Annotated in this window: 22 protein-coding genes; 9 read left to right on the top strand and 13 right to left on the bottom strand. The window is 73.2% G+C overall.

Annotated features, from left to right (window positions below; translation table 11 throughout):
- Window positions 1–47: 47 nt before the first annotated feature.
- Window positions 48–875 carry an aminoglycoside phosphotransferase family protein gene (locus tag ABGB01_RS23045; protein ID WP_347775603.1) on the bottom strand — a complete coding sequence of 276 codons (828 nt, stop codon included), beginning with the start codon at window positions 873–875 and terminating at the stop codon, window positions 48–50.
- Between the two features lie 194 nt (window positions 876–1,069).
- Here ABGB01_RS23045 and ABGB01_RS23040 point away from each other — a divergent pair, with 194 nt between their 5' ends.
- Together ABGB01_RS23040 and ABGB01_RS23035 are read left to right on the top strand one after the other, a co-directional pair.
- Complete coding sequence (locus ABGB01_RS23040; protein WP_347649093.1) at window positions 1,070–1,417, top strand: YciI family protein; 348 nt, start codon at window positions 1,070–1,072, stop codon at window positions 1,415–1,417.
- A gap of 46 nt (window positions 1,418–1,463) precedes the next feature.
- Window positions 1,464–2,789: a DUF6596 domain-containing protein gene (locus ABGB01_RS23035; protein ID WP_347775602.1), complete on the top strand. Its 1,326-nt coding sequence runs from the start codon at window positions 1,464–1,466 to the stop codon at window positions 2,787–2,789.
- 59 nt (window positions 2,790–2,848) lie between these two features.
- Here ABGB01_RS23035 and ABGB01_RS23030 read toward each other — a convergent pair whose 3' ends face one another.
- The 3 genes from ABGB01_RS23030 to ABGB01_RS23020 are packed head-to-tail and all read right to left on the bottom strand — an operon-like array spanning window position 2,849 to window position 5,621.
- Window positions 2,849–3,742 carry a hypothetical protein gene (locus ABGB01_RS23030; RefSeq protein ID WP_347775601.1) on the bottom strand — a complete coding sequence of 298 codons (894 nt, stop codon included), beginning with the start codon at window positions 3,740–3,742 and terminating at the stop codon, window positions 2,849–2,851.
- Window positions 3,739–4,962, bottom strand: coding sequence for a HAMP domain-containing sensor histidine kinase (locus ABGB01_RS23025; RefSeq protein WP_347775600.1), 1,224 nt, complete (start codon window positions 4,960–4,962; stop codon window positions 3,739–3,741). The genes ABGB01_RS23030 and ABGB01_RS23025 overlap by 4 nt, the downstream gene beginning before the upstream one ends.
- Window positions 4,959–5,621, bottom strand: a complete 663-nt coding sequence (locus ABGB01_RS23020; RefSeq protein ID WP_347775599.1) for a response regulator transcription factor — start codon at window positions 5,619–5,621, stop codon at window positions 4,959–4,961. Before ABGB01_RS23020 ends, ABGB01_RS23025 begins: the two co-directional genes overlap by 4 nt.
- Window positions 5,622–5,757: 136 nt before the next feature.
- On the opposite strand from ABGB01_RS23020, the gene ABGB01_RS23015 reads away from it, so the two are divergent.
- The 3 genes from ABGB01_RS23015 to ABGB01_RS23005 all read left to right on the top strand — a co-directional run bounded on the left by ABGB01_RS23015 (window position 5,758) and on the right by ABGB01_RS23005 (window position 7,237).
- On the top strand, window positions 5,758–6,258 hold the full coding sequence (locus tag ABGB01_RS23015; RefSeq protein WP_347775598.1) for a DUF5666 domain-containing protein: 501 nt from the start codon (window positions 5,758–5,760) through the stop codon (window positions 6,256–6,258).
- A 213-nt stretch (window positions 6,259–6,471) separates the two neighbouring features.
- Window positions 6,472–6,855, top strand: a complete 384-nt coding sequence (locus ABGB01_RS23010) for a hypothetical protein (RefSeq protein ID WP_347775597.1) — start codon at window positions 6,472–6,474, stop codon at window positions 6,853–6,855.
- 97 nt (window positions 6,856–6,952) lie between these two features.
- Window positions 6,953–7,237 carry an antitoxin gene (locus tag ABGB01_RS23005; RefSeq protein WP_347775596.1) on the top strand — a complete coding sequence of 95 codons (285 nt, stop codon included), beginning with the start codon at window positions 6,953–6,955 and terminating at the stop codon, window positions 7,235–7,237.
- A gap of 5 nt (window positions 7,238–7,242) precedes the next feature.
- Here ABGB01_RS23005 and ABGB01_RS23000 read toward each other — a convergent pair whose 3' ends face one another.
- A complete protein-coding gene (locus tag ABGB01_RS23000; RefSeq protein WP_347775595.1) occupies window positions 7,243–8,046 on the bottom strand; it encodes an MBL fold metallo-hydrolase in 804 nt (267 codons plus the stop codon).
- Window positions 8,047–8,055: 9 nt separating this feature from the next.
- A complete protein-coding gene (locus tag ABGB01_RS22995) occupies window positions 8,056–9,378 on the bottom strand; it encodes an MFS transporter (RefSeq protein WP_347775594.1) in 1,323 nt (440 codons plus the stop codon).
- A 134-nt stretch (window positions 9,379–9,512) separates the two neighbouring features.
- On the opposite strand from ABGB01_RS22995, the gene ABGB01_RS22990 reads away from it, so the two are divergent.
- Window positions 9,513–10,994 (top strand): cobyric acid synthase, encoded by a 1,482-nt coding sequence (locus ABGB01_RS22990; RefSeq protein WP_347775593.1) that lies wholly within the window; start codon window positions 9,513–9,515, stop codon window positions 10,992–10,994.
- Window positions 10,995–11,100: 106 nt separating this feature from the next.
- On the opposite strand, the gene ABGB01_RS22985 is transcribed toward ABGB01_RS22990, so the two are convergent.
- The 3 genes from ABGB01_RS22985 to ABGB01_RS22975 form a co-directional block, all read right to left on the bottom strand.
- Window positions 11,101–12,048: a quinone oxidoreductase gene (locus tag ABGB01_RS22985; protein ID WP_347775592.1), complete on the bottom strand. Its 948-nt coding sequence runs from the start codon at window positions 12,046–12,048 to the stop codon at window positions 11,101–11,103.
- A 234-nt stretch (window positions 12,049–12,282) separates the two neighbouring features.
- On the bottom strand, window positions 12,283–13,173 hold the full coding sequence (locus ABGB01_RS22980) for a virginiamycin B lyase (RefSeq protein WP_347775591.1): 891 nt from the start codon (window positions 13,171–13,173) through the stop codon (window positions 12,283–12,285).
- Window positions 13,167–14,777, bottom strand: a complete 1,611-nt coding sequence (locus tag ABGB01_RS22975; RefSeq protein WP_347775590.1) for an ABC-F family ATP-binding cassette domain-containing protein — start codon at window positions 14,775–14,777, stop codon at window positions 13,167–13,169. The genes ABGB01_RS22980 and ABGB01_RS22975 overlap by 7 nt, the downstream gene beginning before the upstream one ends.
- A 158-nt stretch (window positions 14,778–14,935) precedes the next feature.
- On the opposite strand from ABGB01_RS22975, the gene ABGB01_RS22970 reads away from it, so the two are divergent.
- A complete protein-coding gene (locus tag ABGB01_RS22970; protein WP_347775589.1) occupies window positions 14,936–15,484 on the top strand; it encodes a TetR/AcrR family transcriptional regulator in 549 nt (182 codons plus the stop codon).
- Between the two features lie 31 nt (window positions 15,485–15,515).
- Here the strand turns inward: ABGB01_RS22970 and ABGB01_RS22965 are convergent, their stop codons facing one another.
- Together ABGB01_RS22965 and ABGB01_RS22960 are read right to left on the bottom strand one after the other, a co-directional pair.
- Window positions 15,516–17,144: a protein kinase gene (locus ABGB01_RS22965; RefSeq protein ID WP_347775588.1), complete on the bottom strand. Its 1,629-nt coding sequence runs from the start codon at window positions 17,142–17,144 to the stop codon at window positions 15,516–15,518.
- A gap of 6 nt (window positions 17,145–17,150) precedes the next feature.
- Entirely contained in the window at window positions 17,151–18,065 is a 915-nt protein-coding gene (locus ABGB01_RS22960; RefSeq protein ID WP_347775587.1) for a hypothetical protein, read from the bottom strand.
- Between the two features lie 204 nt (window positions 18,066–18,269).
- Here ABGB01_RS22960 and ABGB01_RS22955 point away from each other — a divergent pair, with 204 nt between their 5' ends.
- Window positions 18,270–18,536 (top strand): DUF6504 family protein, encoded by a 267-nt coding sequence (locus ABGB01_RS22955; RefSeq protein ID WP_347623870.1) that lies wholly within the window; start codon window positions 18,270–18,272, stop codon window positions 18,534–18,536.
- Complete coding sequence (gene dnaE / locus ABGB01_RS22950; RefSeq protein ID WP_347775586.1) at window positions 18,536–22,165, top strand: DNA polymerase III subunit alpha; 3,630 nt, start codon at window positions 18,536–18,538, stop codon at window positions 22,163–22,165. The genes ABGB01_RS22955 and dnaE overlap by 1 nt, the downstream gene beginning before the upstream one ends.
- Window positions 22,166–22,181: 16 nt before the next feature.
- Here dnaE and ABGB01_RS22945 read toward each other — a convergent pair whose 3' ends face one another.
- Window positions 22,182–22,904, bottom strand: a complete 723-nt coding sequence (locus ABGB01_RS22945) for a DUF4328 domain-containing protein (RefSeq protein ID WP_347775585.1) — start codon at window positions 22,902–22,904, stop codon at window positions 22,182–22,184.
- Between the two features lie 46 nt (window positions 22,905–22,950).
- Window positions 22,951–23,598, bottom strand: coding sequence for a response regulator transcription factor (locus ABGB01_RS22940; RefSeq protein WP_347775584.1), 648 nt, complete (start codon window positions 23,596–23,598; stop codon window positions 22,951–22,953).
- Window positions 23,599–23,618 lie beyond the last annotated feature (20 nt).

The following is a 23,618-nucleotide window of genomic DNA, read 5'->3' as shown; positions in this document are numbered from 1 at the left end:
AGACGCCGACCGCGGCCGGCGCCCCTGTGATGATCAGGGCGTGCCGGTCAGGCGAGCAGCTCCAGCACCCGCCCCGCCTGCCGCTCCCACGTTCCGGCCGGGTTGCGCGCGGCGAACGGTCCCTCGGGCCCGAGCGTGGAGAACCAGACGAACGCGATCAGCCGCCGGAAACCCAGCACACGGGAGCGCTCCGCCCGCGTGAGCCCGATGTGGTCCAGCAGCCGCGCCGCGTCGAGGTCGCCGTCGAGCCGCGAGACGTGCTCAAGGAGGTCGCCCAGCTCGAACGCGCGGTCGCTGCGGCCGGAGTCCTCCCAGTCCAGCAGCCGGATCCGGCGGTCGTGGGCGTCCCACAGGTAGTTGGCGCGATTGCCGTCTCCCTGCCCGAGGACCGGAGGGAACGGGTCGGCGAGCAGCTCGTCAGGGTCCGGGCCCGCCAGCCATGACATCCCCTGCGCGTGCGCCCTCCGCACGACGGGGTCGTCCCCGGGACCGGGCTGCCGCCCGGCGGCCCAGGCCCGAGCCTTCGCCACGGCCGTGGCCGGGGACCACACGGCCGGTCGCATGGACGACACGACTCCGGCGGGCACCGCCTCGCGTAACCGGCCGAGGGCGTCGGCCGGCGCTTCGATCTGCTCGTCCGTCGTACGCTCGCCGCGCAGCGGGATGCCCGGCAGCCGGGACATCGTCACGCTCGGGGGCATCGCGTCCAGGGCGGCCTCGACCGGCGCCGGGGCCAGGCCGGGCGCGTACGCGCCCAGCACGGTCAGCGCCTCCCACTCCCGCCGGTGCTCCTGCCGCTCCCACGACCGGTAGCGTTTGACCACGACGTCGTCGCGGAGCTCGAAATCGTGGGTGGCGAACCGGCCGCGTGTCACCGGCCGCGGCCCTGGTCAGGCGGCCGACCGCGGGGAGCACCCGGAGGTGTTCGCTCGTCGATCATCACCGTGCCTTTCTCCCGCGCGTTTCACCGGATCATACGGGCCGCGGCGGAGATCTTCGCGGCCCGATGTCCGGATCGGCGTCGCCCGTTCGTCACCCTGCTGAGAACACGACACAAAGGAGCGTAGAGATGAAGTACATGATGTTCGTCTGCAGCGACACAGCACCGGACACCGATAAGTCGGAGATGCCGGACATCGAGGCGTGGGTGGCGGAGAACGACGCTCGCGGCCGGCGCCTCGACGGCGACGCGCTGGCACCCACGTCCGCGGCCACGACCGTACGCGTGCGCAACGGAGAACTGCTGGTCTCCGACGGGCCGTTCACCGAGACCAAAGAGGTGATCGTGGGATACGACCTCCTCGAATGCGCCGACCTGGACGAGGCGATCGAGGTCGCGCGGACCCACCCCATGGCGCGGGCGGGACGGCTCGAGCTGCGTCCGTTCACCGGCCCGGACGGCCCGCCGCGTGACTGACGCGGACCCGGCCGGCGACGGCGCTGCGGTAACTGGCGGAGGCGCGGTGCGGACGGGCGCCGGCCCGGCGCGGGCGGGTGGCGATGCGGCGGGCGCCGTCGCCGTCGCGGGCAGGGACAGCTTCGCGCGGATCGTCGCCGCCCTGATCCGCGTCACCGGGGACTGGACGCTGGCCGAGGACTGCGCGCAGGAGGCGCTGGCGCTCGCCCTCGAACGCTGGCCCGCGGACGGCGTGCCCGCCAACCCGGGCGGATGGCTCATGACGGTGGCTCGCAACCGCGCGGTCGACGCCCTGCGACGGGCGTCGACCGAGCGCCGCAAGCTCGAGGAGGTGGCGGTGCTCGCGCTCACCGGCCCCGGCCCCGGCACAGGGAAGGAGCAGGTCGTGGACGACCGGTTGCGCCTGATCTTCACGTGCTGCCACCCCGCGCTTCCCCTGGAGGGCCGCGTGGCGTTGACGTTGCGCACGGTCTGCGGGGTGCCGACCGCCGACATCGCGCGGGCCTTCCTGGTCAGCGAGTCCACCATGACCCGTCGCCTGACCAGGGCCAAGACGAAGATCGCCGATGCGGGCATCCCGTACCGGGTGCCGGCCGGTCCGGCGCTCGCCGAACGGTTGCCCGGCGTCCTCGCCGTGCTCTATCTGCTGTTCACGCGCGGTTACGACGCGGAGGGCGAGCCCGCCTTCGCGGACGAGGCGATCCGGCTGGCCCGGCTGCTCGAACGGCTCATGCCGGATGAGCCGGAGATCTCCGGGCTGCTGGCCCTGTTCCTGTTCCAGCACTCCAGGCGCGATGCCCGCCGCGACGGCGACGGCGACCTGCTCACCCTCGACCGGCAGGACCGCTCCCGCTGGGACCACTCCGCGATCGCCGAGGGCCTGGCCGCCCTGGCAAGGACACGGCAGGACAGAGCTCAGGCGCGGCGCGGCGGCGCCGGGGCGGGGGAGGACAGTGCGGGGGTGCGCCTGGGCGGTCCCGCGGCGGGACCGGACGGCCCGTACGTGCTGCAGGCCAGGATCGCGGCCTGCCACGCCACCGCGGCGTTCGCCGACGCCACCGATTGGACGGCCATCGCGGCTTGCTACGACGCGCTCGCCCGGATCCAGCCCTCCCCGGTGATCCAGCTGAACCGGGCCGTGGCTCACGGGTACGCGTACGGTCCGGCGGCGGGCCTGGAACTGCTGGCCGCGGCCCGCGCCGGTGGCGCGCTCGACGGCTACCCGCCCGCGCTCGCAGCCGAGGCCGACCTCATCGCCCGCGACGGCGGCAGGGACCGGGCCGCGGCCCTGTTCCGGCGGGCCGCCGCGCTCGCCGACGGCGAAGCCGAACGCCGTGCCCTGCTGGACCGGGCCGACCGGCTCCTCGCGTAGCCGGTCACAGGGACGACCAGGGCGGGTCAGGCGGTCACCACGAGCGCGCGGGAAATCGATTACTGCGCAGGCCGGTCGTCCGCCACCCCGTACGTGGACGCCCGGAACAGGAAAGAGGCCCAGGAGCGGTACGGCCGCCACGCCTCGGCCAGCCGCCGGTAGGCGGCGGGCGGCGCGTCCTCCGGCAGCCCGTACGCCTCCCGCAGGATGGCGAACAGGCGCGGCTCGTCACCGGGGAACGCGTCGGGCGCGCCGGCCCCGCGGATCAGGATGAGACCCGCGGAGAACGGCCCGACCCCGGGCAGGGCACGGAGCTCGGCCAGGGCGTCGGCGGGGGAGAGCGAGCGCAGGTGCTCGGTGGTGAGCACGCCGTCGAGGGCCACGCGGGCCAGGCCGCGCAGCCACTCCTCCTTCTGCCCCGGCAGGCCGAGACCGCCGGCGTCCAGCAGGGACACGGGCGGCGGAAAGGCCGCGTACGTCCGCCCGTCCACGGTGACCCGGGCGCCGTGACGCTCGGCGATGCGCTGCTTGAGCCGGGAGGCGATGACCATCGACGACCGCTGCACGATCACCGCCCAGCAGGCCGCCTCCCACGGGGTCCAGAAACACACCGGCCGCAGGCCCGGGCTGCGCCGCTGCAGGTCGCCGAGCACCGGGTCGGCCTCGCCGAGCTTGGCGAAGCCGGAGGCGTCGACGTCGAGGGAGAGGATGCGCGCCACCTCGCCCCGGATGTCCGGCCCGGCGGGGCGGGTGGTGGTGACGGTGACCCCGCCGGGCGCGGCCGTCGCGGTCACCCCGATCGGCAGCCAGTCGGCCTCCGCGTTGTAGGCGAAGCGCAGCGAGCGGCCGTCGGACGGCAGCGCGCTGGTCGCCGGCCACTCCTCGACGAAGCGCAGCGACGCGCCGAAGTCGAACGGGCCCTCGGCGGTGAGCGTGAAGTCGTACGTGGTCATGCGCGAATGGTAGGGGCGGCACGCTCGTCCTCCGCAGCCGGCACGGGGGCGTGGGCGGCCCGCGGCAGGGTGACCGACACCTCGAGGCCGCCTCCCTCCCGGGCCCTGGCGGCGTAGCGGCCCAGGTGGGCGTGGGTGATCGCGGCGACGATGGACAGGCCGAGCCCGTGTCCCTGTCCTGCCCCGCCGGCCCGGTCGGGGGCGTGCCTGCGGAACGGCTCGAAGAGCGCGGCCACCGCCTCGGGGGCGACGCGCGCGCCGCCGTTGGCGACGTGCAGCGTCACCGAGCCGGGCCCGGCCTCCGTGCGCACGTCGATCCAGCCGCCTTCGGCGTTGTGCCGGACCGCGTTCTCGACGAGGTTGCCCGCCAGCCGTTCCAGCAGCACGGGATCGCCTGACAGGGGAGCGGGGGCGAGCGCGTGCGCGAGCCGCAGGCCCCTGAGCTCGATGTCGCCCGCCGCCGCCGCGAGGGCGTCCCGTACGGCCGCCGCGAGGTCGACGGGCTGGTAGCGCTCGATCCCGCGCTCGCTGCGGGCGAGGGTGAGCAGGCTGGTGATGAGATGCTCGTGGCGCCGGGTCGCGGCGCGGATCCGCCGGGCCATGGTCAGCAGCGACTCCAGCGAAGGGCGCGCGAGCGCGACGTCGACGGCGGCGCGCTGCACGGTGAGCGGGGTCCGAAGTTCGTGCGAGGCGTTGGCGACGAAGCGGCGCTGCGCCTCGAACGCCGCGGCCAGCCTGCCGAGCATGGCGTCGATCGTGTCGGCGAGCTCTTTCAGCTCGTCGCGCGGGCCGCGCAGGTTGATGCGCTCGTCGAGGTTGTGCGTCGACAACCGCCGCGCGGCCGCGGTGATGTCGCGCAGCGGGCCCAGCACCCGTCCCGCCATCACCCACCCGAGCACCGTCGCGACGATCGACACGAGCGCGAGAGCGAGCACGGACTGCGTGAGCAGCTCGCTGAGCGCCTCGGCCCGCTGCTGGGCGAGCGCCTCGACGATCCGTTCACGGATGGATCCTGGATCGTTCGGGTGAGGGCTCAGGACGGGCGGATCCGGCCGGGGGACGCCCCGGCCGCGCGCCTGCAACTGCCGCGCGAACAGCCCGTACGTGATCGTGAGAAGCAGCACGCCGACCGCCACGAAGAGCCCGCCGTACAGCACGGTCAGGCGCAGCCGGATGGTGGCGGCGGGACGCAGCCGGGCGATCGACCCCGCCGCCGTCATGGCCGGCCGATCCGGTAGCCCGCGCCGGGCACGGTGTCGATGACGCCCGGCTCGCCGAGCTTGCGGCGCAGGCGCATCATCGTGACCCTGACGGTGTTGGTGAACGGGTCGGCGTGGGCGTCCCAGACCCGTTCCAGCAGCTCCTCGCTGGTGACGACGGCTCCGCGCGCGCCCAGCAGCACCTCCAGCACGCCGAACTCCTTGAGCGTCAGGTCCAGGGTCCGCCGGGCGCGGGTGGCCACGCGGCGCGCGGTGTCCACGGTGAGGTCGCCGTGCGCGAGCACGGGCGGGAGCGCCGGGTTGGACCGCCGCGCCAGCGCGCGGATCCGCGCCACCAACTCGGCGAAGGCGAACGGCTTGGCCAGGTAGTCGTCGGCGCCCAGGCCGAGCCCCTCGACCCGGTCGTCAAGCGTGCCCGCCGCGGTGAGCATGAGCACCCGCGGGTGGGCGCCGCCCGCCACCAGCTCCGTGCACACCTGGTCGCCGTGCACGTCCGGCAGGTCGCGATCCAGCACGACGACGTCGTACCGGTTGACCGCGAGCTGCTCCAGCGCGCTCGCCCCGCCGAACGCCGCGTCCACCGCCATGCCCTCGGCCCGGAGCCCTTCGAGCAGGATCTCCACCAGATCCGCCTGGTCCTCCACGACGAGCACCCGCATCGCCACCTCCGCCGCGCGTCGCCTCTGCCTCTCCACCCTGGCGGCGACCCGATAACACGGGCATAACGCGCGCGGTGTTACGCCCGTGTTAGCGGCGCCGCCGGAGACTGCCTGGCGACCGACAGGGAGGAATCACATGAAACATCTGGTGGCCGTCGCGACGGCGGCCGTACTCGTGGCAGGGCTCGGCAGCGCGGCGTACGCCGCGACGCCGGGCGTCACGCCGTCCCCGGCCTTCTCCGCGGGCCCGCCGCAACGGGGCGAGGTGCTGTACGGCGAGACCGTGACGCGCGACGACGACGGCCGGACGACGGTGCGCACCCACCAGCGGGGCCGGATCGCCGAGGTTTCTGGCACGTCGATGACGGTCAGGAGCGCCGACGGCACCAGCTGGACCTGGGTGCTCGACGGCGACACCGAGGTGCGCGCGGATGGGAAGGACGACGCGTCCGTGTCCGACCTGCAGGCGGGCGACGACGTCATGGTCGCCGGCACGCGCGAGGGCGGCAGGCGGACCGCGTCCTTCGTGACGAGCCCGCCGCCGGACCTCGGCGAGCTGCGGGAACGTCTGAAGGACCTGCGGAGGGGAGGCCTGCCGCACCCGCGTGGCCTGGACCTGCCCGCGTTCCGGTCGTGACGGCGGCCCCGCGACCGGCATGGCATCGTGAGGACCCGGACCACCGAGGAGAGGAGCCCGCGTTCCCATGGCCGAGGAGATCGTGCTGCAGGACACGCCGCATCGCCGGGTGGTGCGGGTGGGCGACACCGTGCGCAGGCCGGTCCAGCCCTGGACGCCGGCGGTCCACGCGCTGCTGCGGCATCTGGAGGGTGTCGGGTTCCCCTTCGGGTCGTGGGTGCTCGGGATCGACGAGCAGGGACGCGAGGTCCCGACTGGGACTACGCCTGGCCGGCGGAGCGCCTGCACGACGTCGCCTACGCCCTGGAATACCTCGCGCCCTTCCACGACGACGCCGAGTGCCTGCGCTGGCTGCGTTACCCCGAGCCGCCCGACCGCCGCCACCGGATGGAGGCGTTCGCCGCCGCCTACGGTCTCGCCGGCGCCGCCGGCCTGGCCGACAGGGTGATCGACGTCCAGCGGGGCGTGGCCGCCCTCGTCCGCACGATGGCGGAAGCGGGGCACCAGCCGCAGGCCCGGTGGGTCGAGGAGGGACGCCTCGACGAGGTGGGCCGCAGGATCGCCTGGAGCGTGGCCAACCGGCCGCTGTTCGACTGACGGGGACGGCGGCGGCAAACCCGATGACCTGGGAGAACATCATGCGTTTAGGTCCGGGTAGGGGGCGACCGTAGCCTGAAGAAACGGGGAAACGGTCATGAGCCGCATCGGAGAATGGCTGAAGAAGGCGGAGAACCTGGCCAGAGGGCACTCCAAGCAGGCCGACCAGGTGCTCGACCGCGCCGAGCAGTACGCCAAGGAGCGCACCGGGCACAAGTACGACGACCAGATCAGCAAGGGAGCCGACACGGTGCAGCAGCGCTACGGCGGCGGAGGCGCCGCGGGCTCGGAGGAGGAGCAGCGGCGCACCCAGCAGGGGCAGGAGCAGGGGCAGGCGCAGCCGGGCTCGCAGGAGCAGCAGCGCAGGCCGCCGCAGGGCTGAGGCGCTCAGCGTTCCCCGGCGAAGCGGAGATAACGCTCGGCCGAGCGGCGCACGGCCGCCGCGCCGTCCGTGTGGACGACACGGTTCCACCAGCCGCCGTAGACCCGGTCGAACGCGTACGGCTCCAGGAGCGACAGGGCGCGGCGCACGGTGTGCGGGCGTTCGGGGATGTAGTTGGGATAGCTGTACATGAAGCTCACCCAGCGACGGTCCTGGACGACCTGGACGATGTCGCCAGAGAGCAGGGCGCCGTCGCCGCCCGCCCAGTGCAGCACCTGGCCGCCCGCGAAGTGCACTCCCGCGTTGATCAGCGTCAGGTCGTCGGCGATCTGGTGGGTGTCGCCCTCCCAGAGGACCACGGCGTCGTCGGGGCGGGCCACCCACTGACGGTCGGCGGCGTGGATGTAGATCGGGACGTCGCCGAAGGCCCGCGACCATTCGATCATGGAGCCGTAGAAGTGGGGATGGCTGATCGCGATGGCCGTCAGCCCGCCCAGCTCTCTGACCTCGGCGATCAGCTGGTCGTCCAGGTAGGAGACCATGTCCCACATGACGTTGCCCGCCGGTGTGCGGACGAGGAGGGCGCGCTGGCCGATGGCTGTGGGCGGGGCGGTGCCGATGCCCACCACGCCGGGGCCCTCCTCCGCCACACGCCCGCGATGGCCCTCGTCCGCCAGCCCGGCCAGGGTCGTCCACTGCTGGCCGTCCCACCCCACGTACTGGCGTTCGTCGTCGCAGATCGGGCAGTCGGTGCGCGGCTCGCCGTATTGGACGCCGCAGGTGCGGCAGATGGGCAGGTCGGACGGCATCCGTCCAGCCTAGGGCCGGCGGGCGGCGTCCTCCAGGACCCGGCGCGCGTCTCGCTCGAACGACGCCCGTGCCCCGAGCGTGAGCAGGCCGCCCAGCACCATCGGGATCACCAGCAGGTACATGCCGGACACCAGCGAGCCGAGCCGGTCCGAGGCGATGCCGACGATGAGCGAGCCGAAGGCGCCGCCCGCCGTGATGAGCAGTTGCAGCACCGCGAAGCCGAGACCCCGCGCGGCGGCCGGCACCACGTCGGCCACGCACGCCATCATGTTGGGGATCGCGATCGACATCAGGGAGCAGGCCAGCAGCACGAGCGCCGTCAGCGCGCCGATCGAGTCCATCGACAGCGCGAGCGCCAGCACCAGTGAGCCCGCGGTGATGCCGCCGCCGCCCGCGAGCAGCCGGCCTCCCTTGCGGCTGCCGTGCCACTTGCGGCCCAGCCACGAGCCCACCAGGGTGCCCGTCAGCGTGCCCACGACCGTGATCAGGCCGCTCAGCGAGCCGGCGGTGCCCACGCCGACGTCGAAGCCGCGCACCATGAGCGTGGGCAGCCAGTAGAAGATGCCGGCCAGGCCGAGGGTGAGGAAGGACAGCCCGACGCAGACGAAGATCAGCGTGGGGATGGCCAGCACCTGCCTGAACTGCCGCCAGAACGGCGGCTTCGGTTCCGCCGCGGGTGTGGCGGGGGCGGCCTCGCCCTGGGCCACCAGCCGGTCCAGCTCGCCGCGGCGCGGCTCGCGCAGGAACCAGACCAGCAGTGCCGTGAGGACACCGGGGACGACCATGACGAGGAACGCCGTGCGCCACGAGAACATCTCGGCCAGCACGCCGCCGAGCAGCGTGCCGATGCCGCCGAGGTAGGTGGTGACGCGGGTCAGCCCGTACGCCTTGGCGCGGCTGACCGGCGGGTAGTAGTCGGCGAGCAGGCTGCCCGCGGCCGGGTTGTCGATGTTCTCGGCCGCGGCCAGGAGCACCCGCATCAGGTAGAAGATGACGAAGCCGGTGGCCAGGCCGGAGCCGAGCGTGGCGATGGCCCAGACGAAGACGACCACCGTGATGATCCGCGTACGGCTGAACCGGTCGGCCAGGTAGCCGGCGGGCAGCGACACGATCGCGGCGGCCAGGGCGGCGGCCGTCGGGATGGAGCCGGCGGCGGTGTCGCTGAAGCCCCATTCGCGCTGGACGAGGGGGAGCACACCCGACAGGAGGTTGTGCTCGATGCGGTCGACGAGTCCGACGATGAACAGAACGATCAGCGGTGCCCAGCCGAATGGCGCGCGGGCCTGCGCGTCGATGGCGCCGGAGCGTGGCGAGCCCAACGTACCGACCATGCCCACCCTTTCCCTAAGGAACTCTAGAATCACATTCTAGGGTGACGTTCTAGTCAGAGTGGCAGAAGTCACAGCATTCGTAAATGGGGATATCGCGGAATTTCGTGATCGGTCGGCTCCGGTACGGTGCTCGCATGGTCAAGGGAGCGTTGCTGGTCGCGGGCACCACGTCCGACGCGGGCAAGAGCGTCGTCACCGCCGGCATCTGCCGCTGGCTCGCCCGCCGCGGCGTCCGCGTCGCGCCCTTCAAGGCCCAGAACATGTCGCTCAACTCGTACGTCACCGCCGAGGGCGCCGAGATCGGCCGGGCACAGGCCATGCAGGCGCAGGCCGCCGGCGTCGAGCCCGTCGCGGACATGAACCCCGTCCTGCTCAAGCCGGGCAGCGACCGCCGCAGCCAGGTCGTGCTCATGGGCAACCCGGTCGCCGACGTCGACGCGATGGAGTACGGCGCGCTCAAGGACCTGCTCCGCACCACGGCGCTGGAGGCCCTGGGCAGGCTCAGGAAGCAGTACGACGTGGTGGTGTGCGAGGGCGCGGGCAGCCCTGCCGAGATCAACCTGCGCCGCGGCGACATCGCCAACATGGGCCTGGCCAGGGCCGCGAACCTGCCCGTGATCGTGGTCGGCGACATCGACAGGGGAGGGGTGTTCGCCGCGTTCTACGGCACGGTGGGGCTCCTGGACGCCGCCGACCAATCCCACCTCGCCGGATTCGTCGTGAACAAGTTCCGCGGCGCCCCCGAACTGCTGCAGCCAGGCCTCGACATGCTCGGACGCCTGACCGGACGCCCGGTCTACGGCGTGCTGCCCTGGCTCGACGGGCTCTGGCTCGACGTGGAGGACTCGCTGGCCCTCGACGGCCGCAGGGTCGCCGCCGGCCCGCCGCACGGCCGGCGGACCCTGCGGGTGGCGGTCGTACGGCTGCCCAGGATTTCGAACTTCACCGACCTGGACGCCCTGGCCGCCGAGCCGGGGGTGGTGGTGCGTTTCGTGACCGACCCGGTCGAGCTGGACGACGCCGACCTGGTGGTGCTGCCCGGATCCCGGGCCACCGTCGACGACCTGGCGTGGCTGCGCGCCACCGGCCTGGCGGCGGCGATCAGCGAGAGGGAGGGGCCCGTGCTGGGTGTTTGTGGCGGGTTCCAGATGCTCGGGCGGGAGATCGTCGACACGGTCGAATCAGGCGCGGGCCGGGTCGAAGGGCTGGGGCTGCTGCCGGTGCGGGTCGAGTTCGCGCCGGAGAAGCGGCTCGGGCGGCCGGAGGGCGTCGCGTACGGGCAGCCCGTACGCGCGTACGAGATCCATCACGGCCGGGCGACCGTGGAGGGAGGCGAGCCGTTTCTCGACGGGTGCCGGGCCGGGCACGTCTGGGGCACCACCTGGCACGGCGCCCTGGAGAACGACGGGTTCCGCCGCGCCTTCCTGGCCGACGTGGCCGAACGCGCGGGGCGGGCGTTCGTCCCGGCTCCGGGCACCGACTTCGCCCGGCTGAGGGAAGAACGGCTCGACGCGCTGGGCGACCTCGTCGAGCGGCACCTCGACACCGCCGCCCTGCTCCGGCTCATCGAGCACGGCCCTCCCGAGGTGCCCGTCCTGCCCCCCGGCGCCCCCTGATCCACCAGGGTGAGGGCGCTCACGGTTCGTGCACCGCGCCGCGGACGAAGTCCAGGTCCAGGTCCAGGTCCAGGCGGCCACCTCGGTTCGGCGATGTGCAGGTCTGTCAGGGCAGGAGGAGGAGCTTGCCCGTCGTACGGCGGGCCGCGAGGTCCTCGTGGGCCTGCCGCGCCTCGGCCAGCGGGTAGCGGCGCGAGATGTTGATCGCGAGCTGCCCCGCCGTGATCCAGCCGAACAGGTCGGACGCGCGCCACAGCAGCTCCTCGCGTGCCGCGACGTGGTGCACGAGGGTGGGCCTGGTGAGGAAGAGCGAGCCCTGCTTGTTGAGCGTCTGGGGGTCGAGCGGCGGGACCGGGCCGCTGGCGGCGCCGTACAGGGCCATGAGGCCGCGCGGCCGCAGCACCTCCAGCCCGCCGTCGAACGTGGCCTTCCCTACCCCGTCGTACACGACGTCGATCTTGCCGCGCAGGGCCTCGGTGAAGTCGTCGTACCGCAGCACCTCGTCGGCGCCCGCCTCCCTGGCCACCTTCTCCTTCTCGCTGGTGGAGACCGTGGTGTACACCTTGGCTCCCTTGAGTTTGGCCAGCTGGATCAGCAGCTGGCCCATGCCGCCGGCTCCGGCGTGGACCAGGACCTGGTCGCCCTCACGCACCTCGTGGGTGGAGTGGGTCAGGTAGTGGGCGGTCATCCCCTGGAGCATCGCCGCCGCCGCCACGTCGGTGGGAACGCTGTCGGGCACCGGCACCACCCGGCCCGCCGGCACCACCGCCTTCTCGGCGTAACTTCCCATGACGTTGACCCACGCCACGGCGTCACCCACGGCGACGTCTCGCACCCCGGGCCCCACGGCCGAGACCGTGCCCGCGCCCTCCGAGCCGATGGGCGTGGGGAGCTCCAGCGGGTACGCGCCGGAGCGGTGATAGATATCGATGAAATTGACCCCGCTGGCGGCGACATCGACCACGACCTCGCCCTCACCCGGGACCGGGTCGGGACGCTCGACATATTCCAGAACCTCTGGGCCGCCCTGGGCGGAGATGACGATGGCATGCATGCCCCTAGTCAACTCCGTCGCCACCACTCCGGGCCAGCCGGGGTCTGCCTCGTGCCGGAGCGCCCCGCCCTATCGGCGACGAAACCGGTCCTTTCAGTCGTGGGGCGACGGGGCTGCCGGAGCAGCGCGCGCGCCCGGCAACCCGGAACCGGCCGGCAACAGCGACTCGCACGCCTTGACGGCGGCCGGGGCGGGTGGTCAGGCACCCCGGTGTGGTGCCGGTATGTGATCAGGTCACGCGGTCGTCATGCGGGCCAGGGCGCCCGCTTCCAGCGCCACCCAGATCGCCCCGTCGGGCCCGACCGTCAGCCCGTGTGGCTCGCCCTTGCGTACGCCGTCAGGCTCCTGGGCGAGATCCTCAGGAAGGCAGGGGAGCGGATGGTGGTCGATGACGCCGTCGACCGTGATGCGGCCGAGGCGGCCGGCGGCCCATTCGGTGAACCAGAGGGCGCCGTCGGGGCCGGTGATGATGGCGTGCGGGCGGGCCTCCCGGTCGGGAAGGGCGAACTCGCTGATGTCGCCCGCGGTGTCGATCCGGCCGATCTGGCCCGCGCCGATCTCCACGAACCAGAGCGCCCCGTCGGGCCCCAGCGTGATGCCCACCGGTGCGCCGCCCTCCGTGGGGAGCGGGTGAACGGTCACCTCGCCCGCCATCGACACGCGGCCGATGGCGTTGCCCTGGTTGATCGTGAACCAGAGGGCGTCGTCGGGCCCCACCGTGAGCAGGGCCGGCATGCCGCCCTCCACCGGCACCTGGAACTCGCTCAGCGTCCCGTCGGCCGCGATGCGCCCGATCCTGCCGCTCTGCATCTGGGTGAACCACATGGCCCCGTCGGGGCCGGCGACGATGCCGTAGGGGGAGTCGGCCGCGTGCGCCGTGACCTGCCCGTCGGCGGTGATGCGGCAGACTCGCCCGCCCTTGCCCTCGGTGAACCACAGGGCTCCGTCGGGCCCCGGCGTGATCACGGTCGGCAGGCCGTCGGCCGGGTCGAGCTGGTGGATCACCGGCTCCTCGCCGGGCACCAGTCTGCCGACGCGCCCTTCGTGGACGAGCGTGAACCACAGGGCTCCGTCCGTCCCTGTCGTGATGCCGTACGGTGCGCCGGCACTGATCCTGGTCAACATATGGTTCCCCCCATGAGTTCGATTGCGTCGCCTCGGAAGCGCCGGGTGAGGGCGCGGTCGTGTGACACCACGACGAGCGTGCCGTCGTAGGCGTCGAGCGCCTGCTCCAGCTCCTCGGCCAGCACCGGCGACAGGTGGTTGGTCGGCTCGTCGAGCAGCAGCAGGTCGTGCTCCCGCCCCAGCAGCCTGGCCAGCGCGAGCCTGCGCTGCTGCCCGACCGACAGGGCGCCCACCTTCTGGCCGAGGGTGTGCGGCGGGAAGAGGCCGGTGGCCAGCAGGGCGGCCCGGCGCTCGTCGGCGTAGCCGAGGCCGTAGGCGTCGAGCACGGTCTGGCCCGGGTCGAACGTGACCTCCTGCGGCAGGAACCCGACCCTGCACCCGGCGTGCTCGGCGATGGTCTGCAGCAGCGTGGACTTGCCCGCGCCGTTGGGGCCCCGGACCAGCAGGCGGTCACCGGCCCTGATCGTCAGCGAATCGATCCGCAGCCGCTCGCCGACCCGCACGTCGCGCAGCTCCACGACCACGTGGGCCACCGCGCCGCCATGCTCGCCCGCCGCGGTCCCGGCCGGGCCGGAGGAGAGGTGTGCCGTCGGCGTGGTCTCATGCCCGCCCGCCGCGGTCCCGGCCGGGCCGGAAGGGATGTGCGCCGCCGGCGCGCCGCCGAAGGTGCCGCGGAAGCGCAGCGGCTCCGGCGGGCGGGGGACCGGGTCGGCCTCCAGCCGGCGCAGCCGCTCGTGGGCGTTGCGGACCCGGCTGGCGACCGAGCTCTGCACCCGCCCGGCGTCGCGGTCGTAGGCCACCTTGTTGTTGTCGCGCATCACCCGCCCGGCGGCCACCCGGTGCGCGGTGGTGGCCGCGCGCTCGCGCACCTGGCGCACCTCCTCGCACCACGCCGCGTAGGACTGCTCCCAGCGCGCCATGGCCGCCGCCTTGGCGGCGAGGAAACCGGTGTAGCCGCCGCCGAACCGGGTGATGGCGCCCCGCTCGACCTCGAGCACCGCCGTCGCCACCCGGTCGAGGAAGATCCGGTCGTGGGACACGGCGACCACCGCGCCCCTGTGCTCGCGCAGGCGGTCTTCGAGCCAGGCGAGCGCCGGCGCGTCGAGGTGGTTGGTCGGCTCGTCGAGCAGCAGCACGCGGGGCGAGGCCGCCAGCACGCAGGCCAGGCCGAGCCGCGCCTGCTCGCCGCCCGACAGGCTCGACAACACCCGGTCGCGGCCCACGTGGGCCAGGCCCAGCCCGTGGAACGCCTTGTCCACCCGCGCGTCCGCCTGGTAGCCGCCGCGCAGTTCGTACGCCGTGAGCAGCTCGCCGTACTCGCCCATCACCTCGTCGGTGAGCGACGACTCCAGCTCGCGCATCCGGCGCTCCATGGCGCGCAGACCCGCCAGCGCGGCGTCGATCGCCTGCTGCACCGTGTGGGACGGCGGAAGGCCGAGCGTCTGGCCGAGGTAGCCGGCGTCGTCGGGCACGGTGACCTCGCCGTCGTCGGGCGCCTCGACCCCGGCCAGCAGCCGGAGCAGCGTGGACTTGCCCGAGCCGTTGTCGCCGACGACGCCCGCCCGCTCGCCGGGGCCCACGGACATGGACGCGTCGACGAGCACGGCACGGTCGCCGTAGGCCTTGGAAACTTTGCGGAGGCTGATCAGGATAGAACTCCAATCGCAACTGCTGTAGCTTTAGTGTGGCATGCGGGGAGCAGTTAATGCAACTGGAGTAGATTTTGCAGTCGAACAAGCGTCCAGGAGGGCGGAGCGCGCGCGTGCGCGACGCCGTGCGCAGGGCGACGCTCGCCGAGCTGGGCGAGCGCGGCTACGCGGGCTTGACGGTGGAGAACATCGCCGAGCGGTCAGGGGTGCACAAGACGACGGTCTACCGGAGGTGGGGCAACGTCGAAGGGCTGATCTCCGACGCTCTCGAGCTGGCCACGGACGAGCCGTGGCCCGTCCCCGACACCGGTTCGATCGAAGGCGATCTGCGGGGCATCGTGCAGTTGGTCCGCACCGGGTTCGACGATCCGGAGCTGGGGCCGGTCTCGTCGGCGTTCGTGGCGGCCGCCATGCAGAATCCCGGCGCGGCGCGGGCGCTGCACGAGTTCTTCGAGGCGCGGCACGAGCAGTCGGCCGAGGTGGTCCGGCGGGCGATCACGCGGGGCGAGCTGCCCGACCTCATCGACGTGCGCGAGGTGATCAGGGTCGCGGTCGCCCCCGTCTACTACCGGCTGTTCGTCGCGCACGAGCCGGTGACCGAGCAGGACGCCGACCGCGCCGCCGACGCCGCGCTCGCCGCGGCCCGCGCCGGCGTCCTCTGAAGCCAGGCCACGGCCCGCTGGATGGGCGCGCTCAGGGCTCCTTCTGGGCGCGCAGCTCGAAGTCGTCGAACGTCGTCTTCAGCAGCGACGTGCCGTCCTTCGCCGTACGCGCGAACAACCCCACATGGCCGTTGCCGAGCCCGTTGGGGTCGTCCACCTGGTGCACCCGCTGGTCGTTCACCCACATCGTCAGCCGCACCGCCGTCCCCCGCTGCTCGCACGACGCCACGATGCGGGCGGGCTTGCCGGGCAGCCCGTCGACCTGCACCGGCTGGGCCAGCGTGCCGCCGGCGCCGTCGAAGATGCGCCGGATCCTGGCCTGCCCCTTCGTGTCGAGCCCGAACTCGTAGTAGGTGTCGTCCTCGGGGTTGTGGCAGTAGACGCCGTACTCGCCGGCGCCCGCCGACTTCTTGACCTCGGAGGTGACGGCGACCACGACGGACGACGGCAACATCGGCGTGGGCGTGGCCGAGGGGTCGGGCGTGGTCGTGGGCTCGGCGATGAGGAAGGGGATGGGCGCCTCCGCCCAGCGCTCCTCGTTGTACTTCTCCACGTCCAGCCCGTAGGTGCCGTCCGTGCGGTATCCGTAGCTGGAGCTCTGGTCCGGGTCGTAGGTGCCGTTCCAGCCGCCGGTGGTCTGCGTGAAGTCCTCGCGGTAGAGCACGCGCAGGTCGTCGGGCGGCCCATCGGGGCCGAGCAGCGCCCACGCGGTCACCCCGCCGGCCACGACCAGCGCCGTGGCCGCCGCGATCCCCGCGATCAGCTTGCCACGCCCCTTCGCCGCGCCCGGCCGCACGCCGGTGTAGGCGGTGGTGGCGGCCTGCTGCCAGGTCACCTGTACGGTCTGCGCCGCCTGCTCCGGCGCGGCCGAGCGCCCGACGAGATGGTCGAGCAGCTGCTGCGCGGTCGGCCGGGCGGCCGGGTCCTTCCGCAGCGCGGCCCCGACCAGCTCGCGCAGGCCGGGTTCGACGGCGTCGAGGTTCGGCTCGGTGTTGAGGACCTGGTAGACGATCGACGGCAGCGTGTCGCCGCCGAAGGGCGCCCGCCCGCTGGCCGCGTACGCCACCAGGCACCCCCACGAGAACACGTCGCAGGCCGGCGACACCGGATCGCCGCGCAGCACCTCGGGGGCCATGTAGCGGGGTGTGCCGACCAGCTCGCCGGTGCCCGTGACGCCGCCGAGCGTGTCGAGCGCCCGCGCGATGCCGAAGTCGATCACCCGCGGGCCGACGGGGGACAGCAGCACGTTGGACGGCTTGAGGTCTCTGTGCACGATCCCGGCGCCGTGGATGGCGGTGAGCGCGGTGGCGACGCTGACGGCCAGCGCGTCGAGGCTGGACCCGCGCAGCGGCCCTGACCGGTGTACGGCCTCCTCGAGGTTGGGGCCAGGCACGTATTCGGTGACGACGTAGAGCTGGTCGCCGTCGAGAGCGGCCTCGATCACCGCGGCCGTGCAGAACCTGCGCACCCGCCGGGCCGCGTCGGCCTCCCGGCGGAACCGCATGCGGAACTGCTCGTGCTGGGTGAGCTCCGGGTTGATCACTTTGACGGCGACGCGCTGCCCGGCGGGATCCTCGGCCAGGTGGACCGTGCCCATCCCGCCTCGGCCCAGGACGTTCAGCAGCCGGTAGCGTCCGATCTGGGATGTTTCACCGCTCACGCCGCGCTAGCTTACCGATACCGGCCTGCTCGGCGTAGATCCGTACAAATCCCGTGTACGCCGCGCGTACGTCGCGGCGGCCACCGCCAGCCCGGCGCCCCACACGAGGTAGGCGGGCACGGCGACCCAGTAGAACGCCTCCGGCAGGCCGCCCCCGCCGAACGGGACGCGCCCGCTGAGCCGTTCGGCCACCATCTGCCCGAGCCCGACCCCGAAGTACGCGAGCAGCCCGCCCGACACGGCGACGCCCGGCCACAACACCAGCCGGCGCGGCACGGAGCGGCCGGCGAGCCCGGGTACCCAGCGCGGCCACACCCGCCCCCACCGGTGCACGAGCGCCAGCGGTAACACGGTCCCACCCAGGAGGAGCCCGGTCTCGAACACCGCCGTCCCACCCGCGAAGGGCGTGCTCCCGAAGCCGACCGCCACCTGCGCCGCGGCCCGCGCCAGGAAGCCGCCGACGGCGGCGTAGGCGCCCGCGTACGCCCAGAGCGGCGTGTGGTCCAGCTTCCCGAGCTCCACTGGCCGGTACGCCCGCGCGGCCCGCCACACCAGCACCCCGCAGCCGACGCAGGCCGCCTTACTGGCGGCGCCCAGCGGATAGACCGGGATCCCCGACCCGGGGACGACCGTGCCGACGACGTCGAGCAGCAGCAGGGCCCCCGACACCACGAACGCGCCGCCCACCGCCCACGCCACGGCGGCGAGCGCCGTCCTGGCCGGGGCGGACGGGCGGACGGTCATCATGACCGCGAGCGTCGCCGCCGCCGCGCCGCACAGGGCCACGGCTCCCCAGCCGGTGAGGACGACCAGGTCGGGACCGATCGGCGACAGGCGCTGCGGCATGTGCCCGAGCTGCCAGTGGACCCGGAGCCCTCCGTAGAGGAGCACGGACGCGAGGGCGACTGAGAGCTTCCTCATGGCCGCCATCCTGCGCCGGCCCCGCCGGCCCGCCCCTCCCCATGGGGAGGGGTTCCCTTCCCCCGTACGGGGGAAGAAGGGCCGCCTCGGGGGCAGGGGCGAACGACTTGCGTTTCGGGCGCTGAGAACATATGTTCGAGAGGTAAGCGCCCGCCTTCCCCCGGGCGGCTCCACATACAGACCAGAGCCGCGGGGAGAAGCGTCTTGAGCAGACTCTATGGCGATCCGATAGAGGTGTGGACCAGAGACGGGGAGCCGACCCAGTTCGTCTGGCGCGACCGCCTCTATCTCGTGCGCCGGATCCTCGACCACTGGGTGGTCGCGCGCGAGTGGTGGAAGACCGGCGAGGGCGATCCGGGCGAGCGCCGGTTCTGGCGGGTCGAGGCGGGCCCCGGCCGCGAGGCGGGCTCCTACGAGCTGCGTTACGACACCGCCGGCAACGGCTGGCTGCTGCTGAGGGCGTGGGACTGATGGCGCCCCCGTTCCCGCACCTCAACGTGTGCTCGGCCTACTCCATGCGCTACGGCACCGCCTTCCCGCGCGCGCTGGCGAGCCGGGCGGCCGAGCACGGCATGGACATCCTGGCGCTGACCGACCGCGACGGGCTCTATGGCGCGATCAAGCACGTCCAGGCGTGCGCCGAGGCGGGCATCGCACCGGTGCTCGGCGTGAACCTCGCGCTCGACGTCCCGCCGCCCAGCCTGCTGCCGGGGCTCCCACCACCCCGCCGTCCCAGGACCGGCCCCGGCGCGGAGGACCGCGTCACGGTGCTGGCCCGCGGGGGCGGCTGGTCCCGCCTGTGCCGCCTGGTCACGGCCGCCCACCACGCCGGCGAGCGGGGCGAGCCAAGGCTGACCCGCGAGCTGGCCGGCGAGTGGGCGGGCGAGCCGGGCGGCGAGCACGGGTTCGGCGCCGACGACGGGCTCGTGGTGCTGCTCGGCCCCAGGTCCGACGTGGGCCGCGCGGTGGCCGAACGCCGCGACGAGCAGGCCAGGACGCTGCTCGGCCTGTGGCGCGCCGCGGTGCCCGGCGTGGTGATCGAGCTGGTCGACCAGTACGGCTTCCGCGACGCCATCACGGCCGTGCGCATGCTCGGGCTGGCCGAGTCGATGGGCGTGCCGGCCGTGCTGACCAACGCCGCCCGCTACCTCGATCCGGCCGACCATCAGGTCGGCGACGTGCTCGACGCGGCCCGCCAGCTCGTCCCGCTGCACCCTCGCCACCTCGACCGCACCACCTCCCACGCCTACCTCAAGAGCGGCAAGGAGATGGCGCAGGTCGCGGCCAAGGTCTGCGGCGCCGACCAGGAGCGGGTGGCGAAGGTGTTGTTCACCACCAGGCGGCTGGCCGAGGCGTGCGCGATCGACCCGGGCCGGCTGCTCGCGCTCCGGAACGACCCGCCCGACCTGCACCTGCCCGAGATCGGCCGCGATCCGGTGCCGCTGCTGCGCCACCGCGTCGAGGACGGCCTGCTCGCGCGCGGCCTCGACCGTTCCGCCGACGCCAGGCGGCGCGTCCAGGACGAGCTGGCCATCATCGAGAAGAAGCGCCTGTCCGGATATTTCATCGCCGTGGCCGGCATCACCGACATGATCCGCGGCATGGGCATCCGCTGCGCCATCCGCGGCTCGGGAGCGGGCAGCCTGGTCAACCACCTCATCGGCATCGGCGAGGTCAACCCGCTCGGCCACGGCCTGCTCATGGAGCGTTTCCTGTCGGAGGGCCGCATCGGGCTGCCCGACATCGACATCGACGTCGAGTCGGCCCGCCGCCTCGACTGCTACAAAGCCATCTTCGAGCGCTACGGCGAGGCGCGCGTGGCCTGCGTGTCCATGATGGAGACCTACCGGGCGCGCAGCGCCATCCGCGACGTCGCCGGCGCGATGGGCCTGCCGCCGCACGAGATCGACGCCATCGCCAAGGCGTTCCCGCACATCAGGGCCAAGCAGATCACCGCGTCGCTGAACGACCTGCCCGAGCTGCGCGAGAGCCGGCTCGGCGACGCGGGGCTGGAGCGGGTGTTCCGGCTGGCGGAGAAGCTCGACGGCCTGCCCAGGCACATCGCGCTGCACCCGTGCGGCGTGCTGGTCGGCAACGCGGGGCTGCGCGACAGGACACCGGTGGAGCGCAGCCTGCTGGAGTTCCCGATGTCGCAGTTCGACAAGGAGGACGTCGAGGAGGCCGGGCTGCTCAAGCTCGACGTGCTGGGCGTGCGGATGCAGTCGGCGCTGGCGTACGCGCTGGGCGAGATCAAGCGGGTGGACGACGTCGTGGTCGAGCTGGACACCCAGCGGGGGGACGACCCGGAGGCCCAGTACGTCCCGCACGACGACCAGGACACCTACGACATGATCAGCGCCGGCCGCACCCTCGGTTGCTTCCAGATCGAGTCGCCCGGGCAGCGCGAGCTGGTCGCCAAGCTGGAGCCGCGCAGGATGCACGATCTGATCGTGGACATCTCGCTGTTCCGTCCCGGCCCGGTCAACTCCGACATGGTCACCCCCTACCTGGAGGCCAGGCACGGGTGGCGCAAGCCGTACTACCCGCACGAGAGGCTGCGGGGGGCGCTGAAGGAGACGCACGGCGTCGTGGTGTTCCACGAGCAGGTACTCAAGATCATCTCGGTGATGACCGGGCGCGACCTGTCGTTCGCCGAGCTGCTGCGGCGCACCCTGGACACCCCCGAGGGGCGCGAGCGGGTGCGCAGGACGTTCGTGCCCATGGCCAGGGCCAACGGGTTCGGCGACGCGGCCGTCGAGCGGGCCTGGAAGGTGCTGGACGCGTTCGGGGCGTTCGGGTTCTGCAAGGCGCACGCGGCGGCGTTCGCGCTGCCCACCTACCAGTCGGCCTGGCTGAAGCGGCACCACGCGGCGGCGTTCTTCGCCGGCGTGCTCACGCACGAGCCCGGCATGTACCCACCGCGCGTCATCATCGACGAGGCCAGGCAGTGCGGCGTCAAGATCTTGCCGCTCGACGTCAACCGGTCGGGCAAAGACTGGCTGGTCGAGCGGCTCGGGCCGCGCGTGCGGGTGCGCGTGCGCCCGTCCGAGCTGGGCGACGGCCCGGCCAGGCGGCGGGGCTTCCGCCAGGAGGAGATCGGCAAGGGGTACGCGTTGCGGGTGCCGTTCTCGGCGGTCAAGGGGGTGAGCGAGGCGGAGGTCGAGCGGATGGTCGCCGGCCAGCCGTACACCTCGCTGGCCGACTTCTGGGACCGCGCCCGGCCCTCCCGGCCCACGATCGAGCGGATCGTCCAGGTCGGCGGCCTGGACGCGCTCCACGACCTGCACCCCGGCGGGCCCCGCTGGCGTCCGGGCGAGCTGACCCGCCGCGACCTGATCGCCCAGGTCGGCGCGCTCGACCGGGCCTCGGCGATCGGCGTGCGGGCGGGCCCGCGCAGGTCCAGGCGCTACGCCGCCCCGCCCTCCCGGGAAGAACACCCGTCCGTGCAGCTCCCGCTCGGTTTCGGCGAGCACCTACCGCCGGGCGAGCTGCCCGAGATGACGGAGACCGAGATGGTCGAGGCCGAGCTGGAGATCCTGGGCATCGACGTCAGCCGGCACGTCATCAGCTTCCACGACGAGCTGCTCGACGCGCTCGGAGTGGTACGTTCCAGAGATCTTCTCGCCCAGCGCAACGGCGCGGAGGTGCTGGTCGCGGGGGTCAAGGTGGCGACCCAGACGCCTGCCGTGCGCTCGGGCCAGCGGGTCATCTTCGCCACGCTCGACGACTCGACGGGGCCGGTCGACCTGACGTTCTTCGAGTCGGTGCAGGGGCGGTGCGCGTCGATCGTGTTCGGCTCGTGGCTCATGCTGGCCAGGGGAGTGGTCAGGCGCACGGGCAGGCGGGCGGTGTCGATGCGCGCGGTCGACTGCTGGAACCTGGTGGATCTCGACGCGCTCTGGCGCTCCCAGGGCATCGAGGCGGTCCGCGCCGTCATCACCCGGACCCCGGACGACCGCGCTGGGGTCGGGGGCCACGCCATCGAATATGCCAACGGGTTCAGGCTCTCGCCCTACTCCGACCTCGGCCCGGCCGTCACCGAACCGCCCAGGCGGCTCTGGCACGCCAGCCCCGGCAGCTCAGGCCCCACCGCCGCCTAGAGCTTCCGCCCCGGTTCTAGCCGGCGCGTCCGATCGGGGTGGAGCCGGAGGCCGGGCGGGGCTGGGGAGCGAAGGCGCGTACGGTGCCGGGCTCCGCCGGCCGGGGAACGTGGGGAGCCCGCTGGAGCCGGGTGAGCTCGCGTACGGTGGCCGCGCACAGCAGGGCGGCCAGCGCCGAGCAGGACAGCTCGAGCATCCCCACCCCCGTCAGGTCGAGCTCCGACGAGCCGAGCGGCAGCCGCACGGTCACCAGCGCCAGCATGGCCAGCCAGCTCAGCCACCAGCCCGTCAGCAGCGCCAGCCACCGGCCGCGGCGGCCGGCGGGCGGCCGGGCGCCGCGCCACACCTCGTCGACCAGCACCACGGGGGCGATCAGGTTGACGCCGGGGATCAGCCAGGCGGCCGCCACGGGACCGGTGGCGGCCGAGCGGTCGTTGGCCTGCCTGGCCCGCACGAGCCAGGTGAGGTAGGCCGCGGCGACCGCGATGGAGGTGCCCGCCACCAGCATCATCAGCACCGCGAACACCGTCACCGCCCCGACCACGGCCTCCGCGTCGGCCCCGGTCGGCCGGCCGCCGAACGTGGCGAGCTGGACGGCGAGGTCACGGCCCCGCGCCTGCTCGAAGATCACGAGAGCGCCGAGGGAGAGGACCTGGGCGACCAAGGTCACGTGTACGGCGAAGGCGGCTCTCGCGGGCGATGCCTGGGTGTGGCGCACGTTGTTCTCCCCCCGGGCCATGCGCTGAGGTTCTGATTCACTTGTATCCCGCCAGCCCTTCGCTTAATCAGCTCACCACGCCGGATTCCCACGCCCACGCCGCGATTTCCACCCGGTTCCTGACGCCGAGTTTGGCGAAGATGCTGCCCAGATGCGTCTTGACCGTCGACAGCGACACGAACAGCTCCGCGGCCACCTCCTGATTCGTGCGTCCCCTGGCGATCAGGCGCACGACGTCCAGCTCGCGCCCGGTCAGCGGGTCGTTCACGGGGGCCAGGGCCCGCCGGGGCTGGGCCACGTGCTGGAGCAGCCGTACGGTCACCGACGGCGACACCAGCGCGTCGCCCGCCGCCGCGGCCCTGACGGCTTCGATCAGCAGCGTGGGCCCGCTGTCCTTGAGCAGGAACCCCGTCGCGCCGGAGCGCAGCGCTCCGTAGACGTACTCGTCCAGGTCGAAGGTGGTGACGATGACGACCCGCAGCGGGTTCTCCACGCCCGGGCCGGCCAGGAGGCGGGTCACCTCGAGGCCGTCGAGCTTGGGCATCCTGATGTCGAGCAGGCACACGTCGGGCCTGAGCCGGCGGGCCTCCGCGACGGCCTCGGCGCCGTCGGCCACCGCGGCCACGACCTCCATGTCCGGTTGTGCGTCCAGAATCATCTGAAAGCCGGTGCGTACCAGTTGCTGATCGTCGGCGATGAGAACCCGAATAGTCACGCACCAACTCTAGAGATCGG

Source organism: Nonomuraea sp. B5E05 (assembly GCF_039880665.1).
Classification (GTDB): Bacteria; Actinomycetota; Actinomycetes; order Streptosporangiales; family Streptosporangiaceae; genus Nonomuraea.
The sequence above is the reverse complement of the archived record's forward strand: the minus strand, read 5'-3'. Positions and strand labels throughout refer to the sequence as shown.

Excerpts from the sequence above, each read along its gene's own strand:
- ABGB01_RS22995 (WP_347775594.1), bottom strand. The coding sequence starts at position 9,378 with ATGGTCGGTACGTTGGGCTCGCCACGCTCCGGCGCCATCGACGCGCAG.
- ABGB01_RS22980 (WP_347775591.1), bottom strand. The coding sequence starts at position 13,173 with ATGTTGACCAGGATCAGTGCCGGCGCACCGTACGGCATCACGACAGGG.
- ABGB01_RS23040 (WP_347649093.1), top strand. The coding sequence starts at position 1,070 with ATGAAGTACATGATGTTCGTCTGCAGCGACACAGCACCGGACACCGAT.
- ABGB01_RS23005 (WP_347775596.1), top strand. The coding sequence starts at position 6,953 with ATGAGCCGCATCGGAGAATGGCTGAAGAAGGCGGAGAACCTGGCCAGA.
- ABGB01_RS23015 (WP_347775598.1), top strand. The coding sequence starts at position 5,758 with ATGAAACATCTGGTGGCCGTCGCGACGGCGGCCGTACTCGTGGCAGGG.
- ABGB01_RS23025 (WP_347775600.1), bottom strand. The coding sequence starts at position 4,962 with ATGACGGCGGCGGGGTCGATCGCCCGGCTGCGTCCCGCCGCCACCATC.
- ABGB01_RS23020 (WP_347775599.1), bottom strand. The coding sequence starts at position 5,621 with ATGCGGGTGCTCGTCGTGGAGGACCAGGCGGATCTGGTGGAGATCCTG.
- ABGB01_RS23030 (WP_347775601.1), bottom strand. The coding sequence starts at position 3,742 with ATGACCACGTACGACTTCACGCTCACCGCCGAGGGCCCGTTCGACTTC.
- ABGB01_RS23000 (WP_347775595.1), bottom strand. The coding sequence starts at position 8,046 with ATGCCGTCCGACCTGCCCATCTGCCGCACCTGCGGCGTCCAATACGGC.
- ABGB01_RS22960 (WP_347775587.1), bottom strand. The coding sequence starts at position 18,065 with ATGAGGAAGCTCTCAGTCGCCCTCGCGTCCGTGCTCCTCTACGGAGGG.
- dnaE (WP_347775586.1), top strand. The coding sequence starts at position 18,536 with ATGGCGCCCCCGTTCCCGCACCTCAACGTGTGCTCGGCCTACTCCATG.
- ABGB01_RS22990 (WP_347775593.1), top strand. The coding sequence starts at position 9,513 with ATGGTCAAGGGAGCGTTGCTGGTCGCGGGCACCACGTCCGACGCGGGC.
- ABGB01_RS22985 (WP_347775592.1), bottom strand. The coding sequence starts at position 12,048 with ATGCATGCCATCGTCATCTCCGCCCAGGGCGGCCCAGAGGTTCTGGAA.
- ABGB01_RS22945 (WP_347775585.1), bottom strand. The coding sequence starts at position 22,904 with ATGGCCCGGGGGGAGAACAACGTGCGCCACACCCAGGCATCGCCCGCG.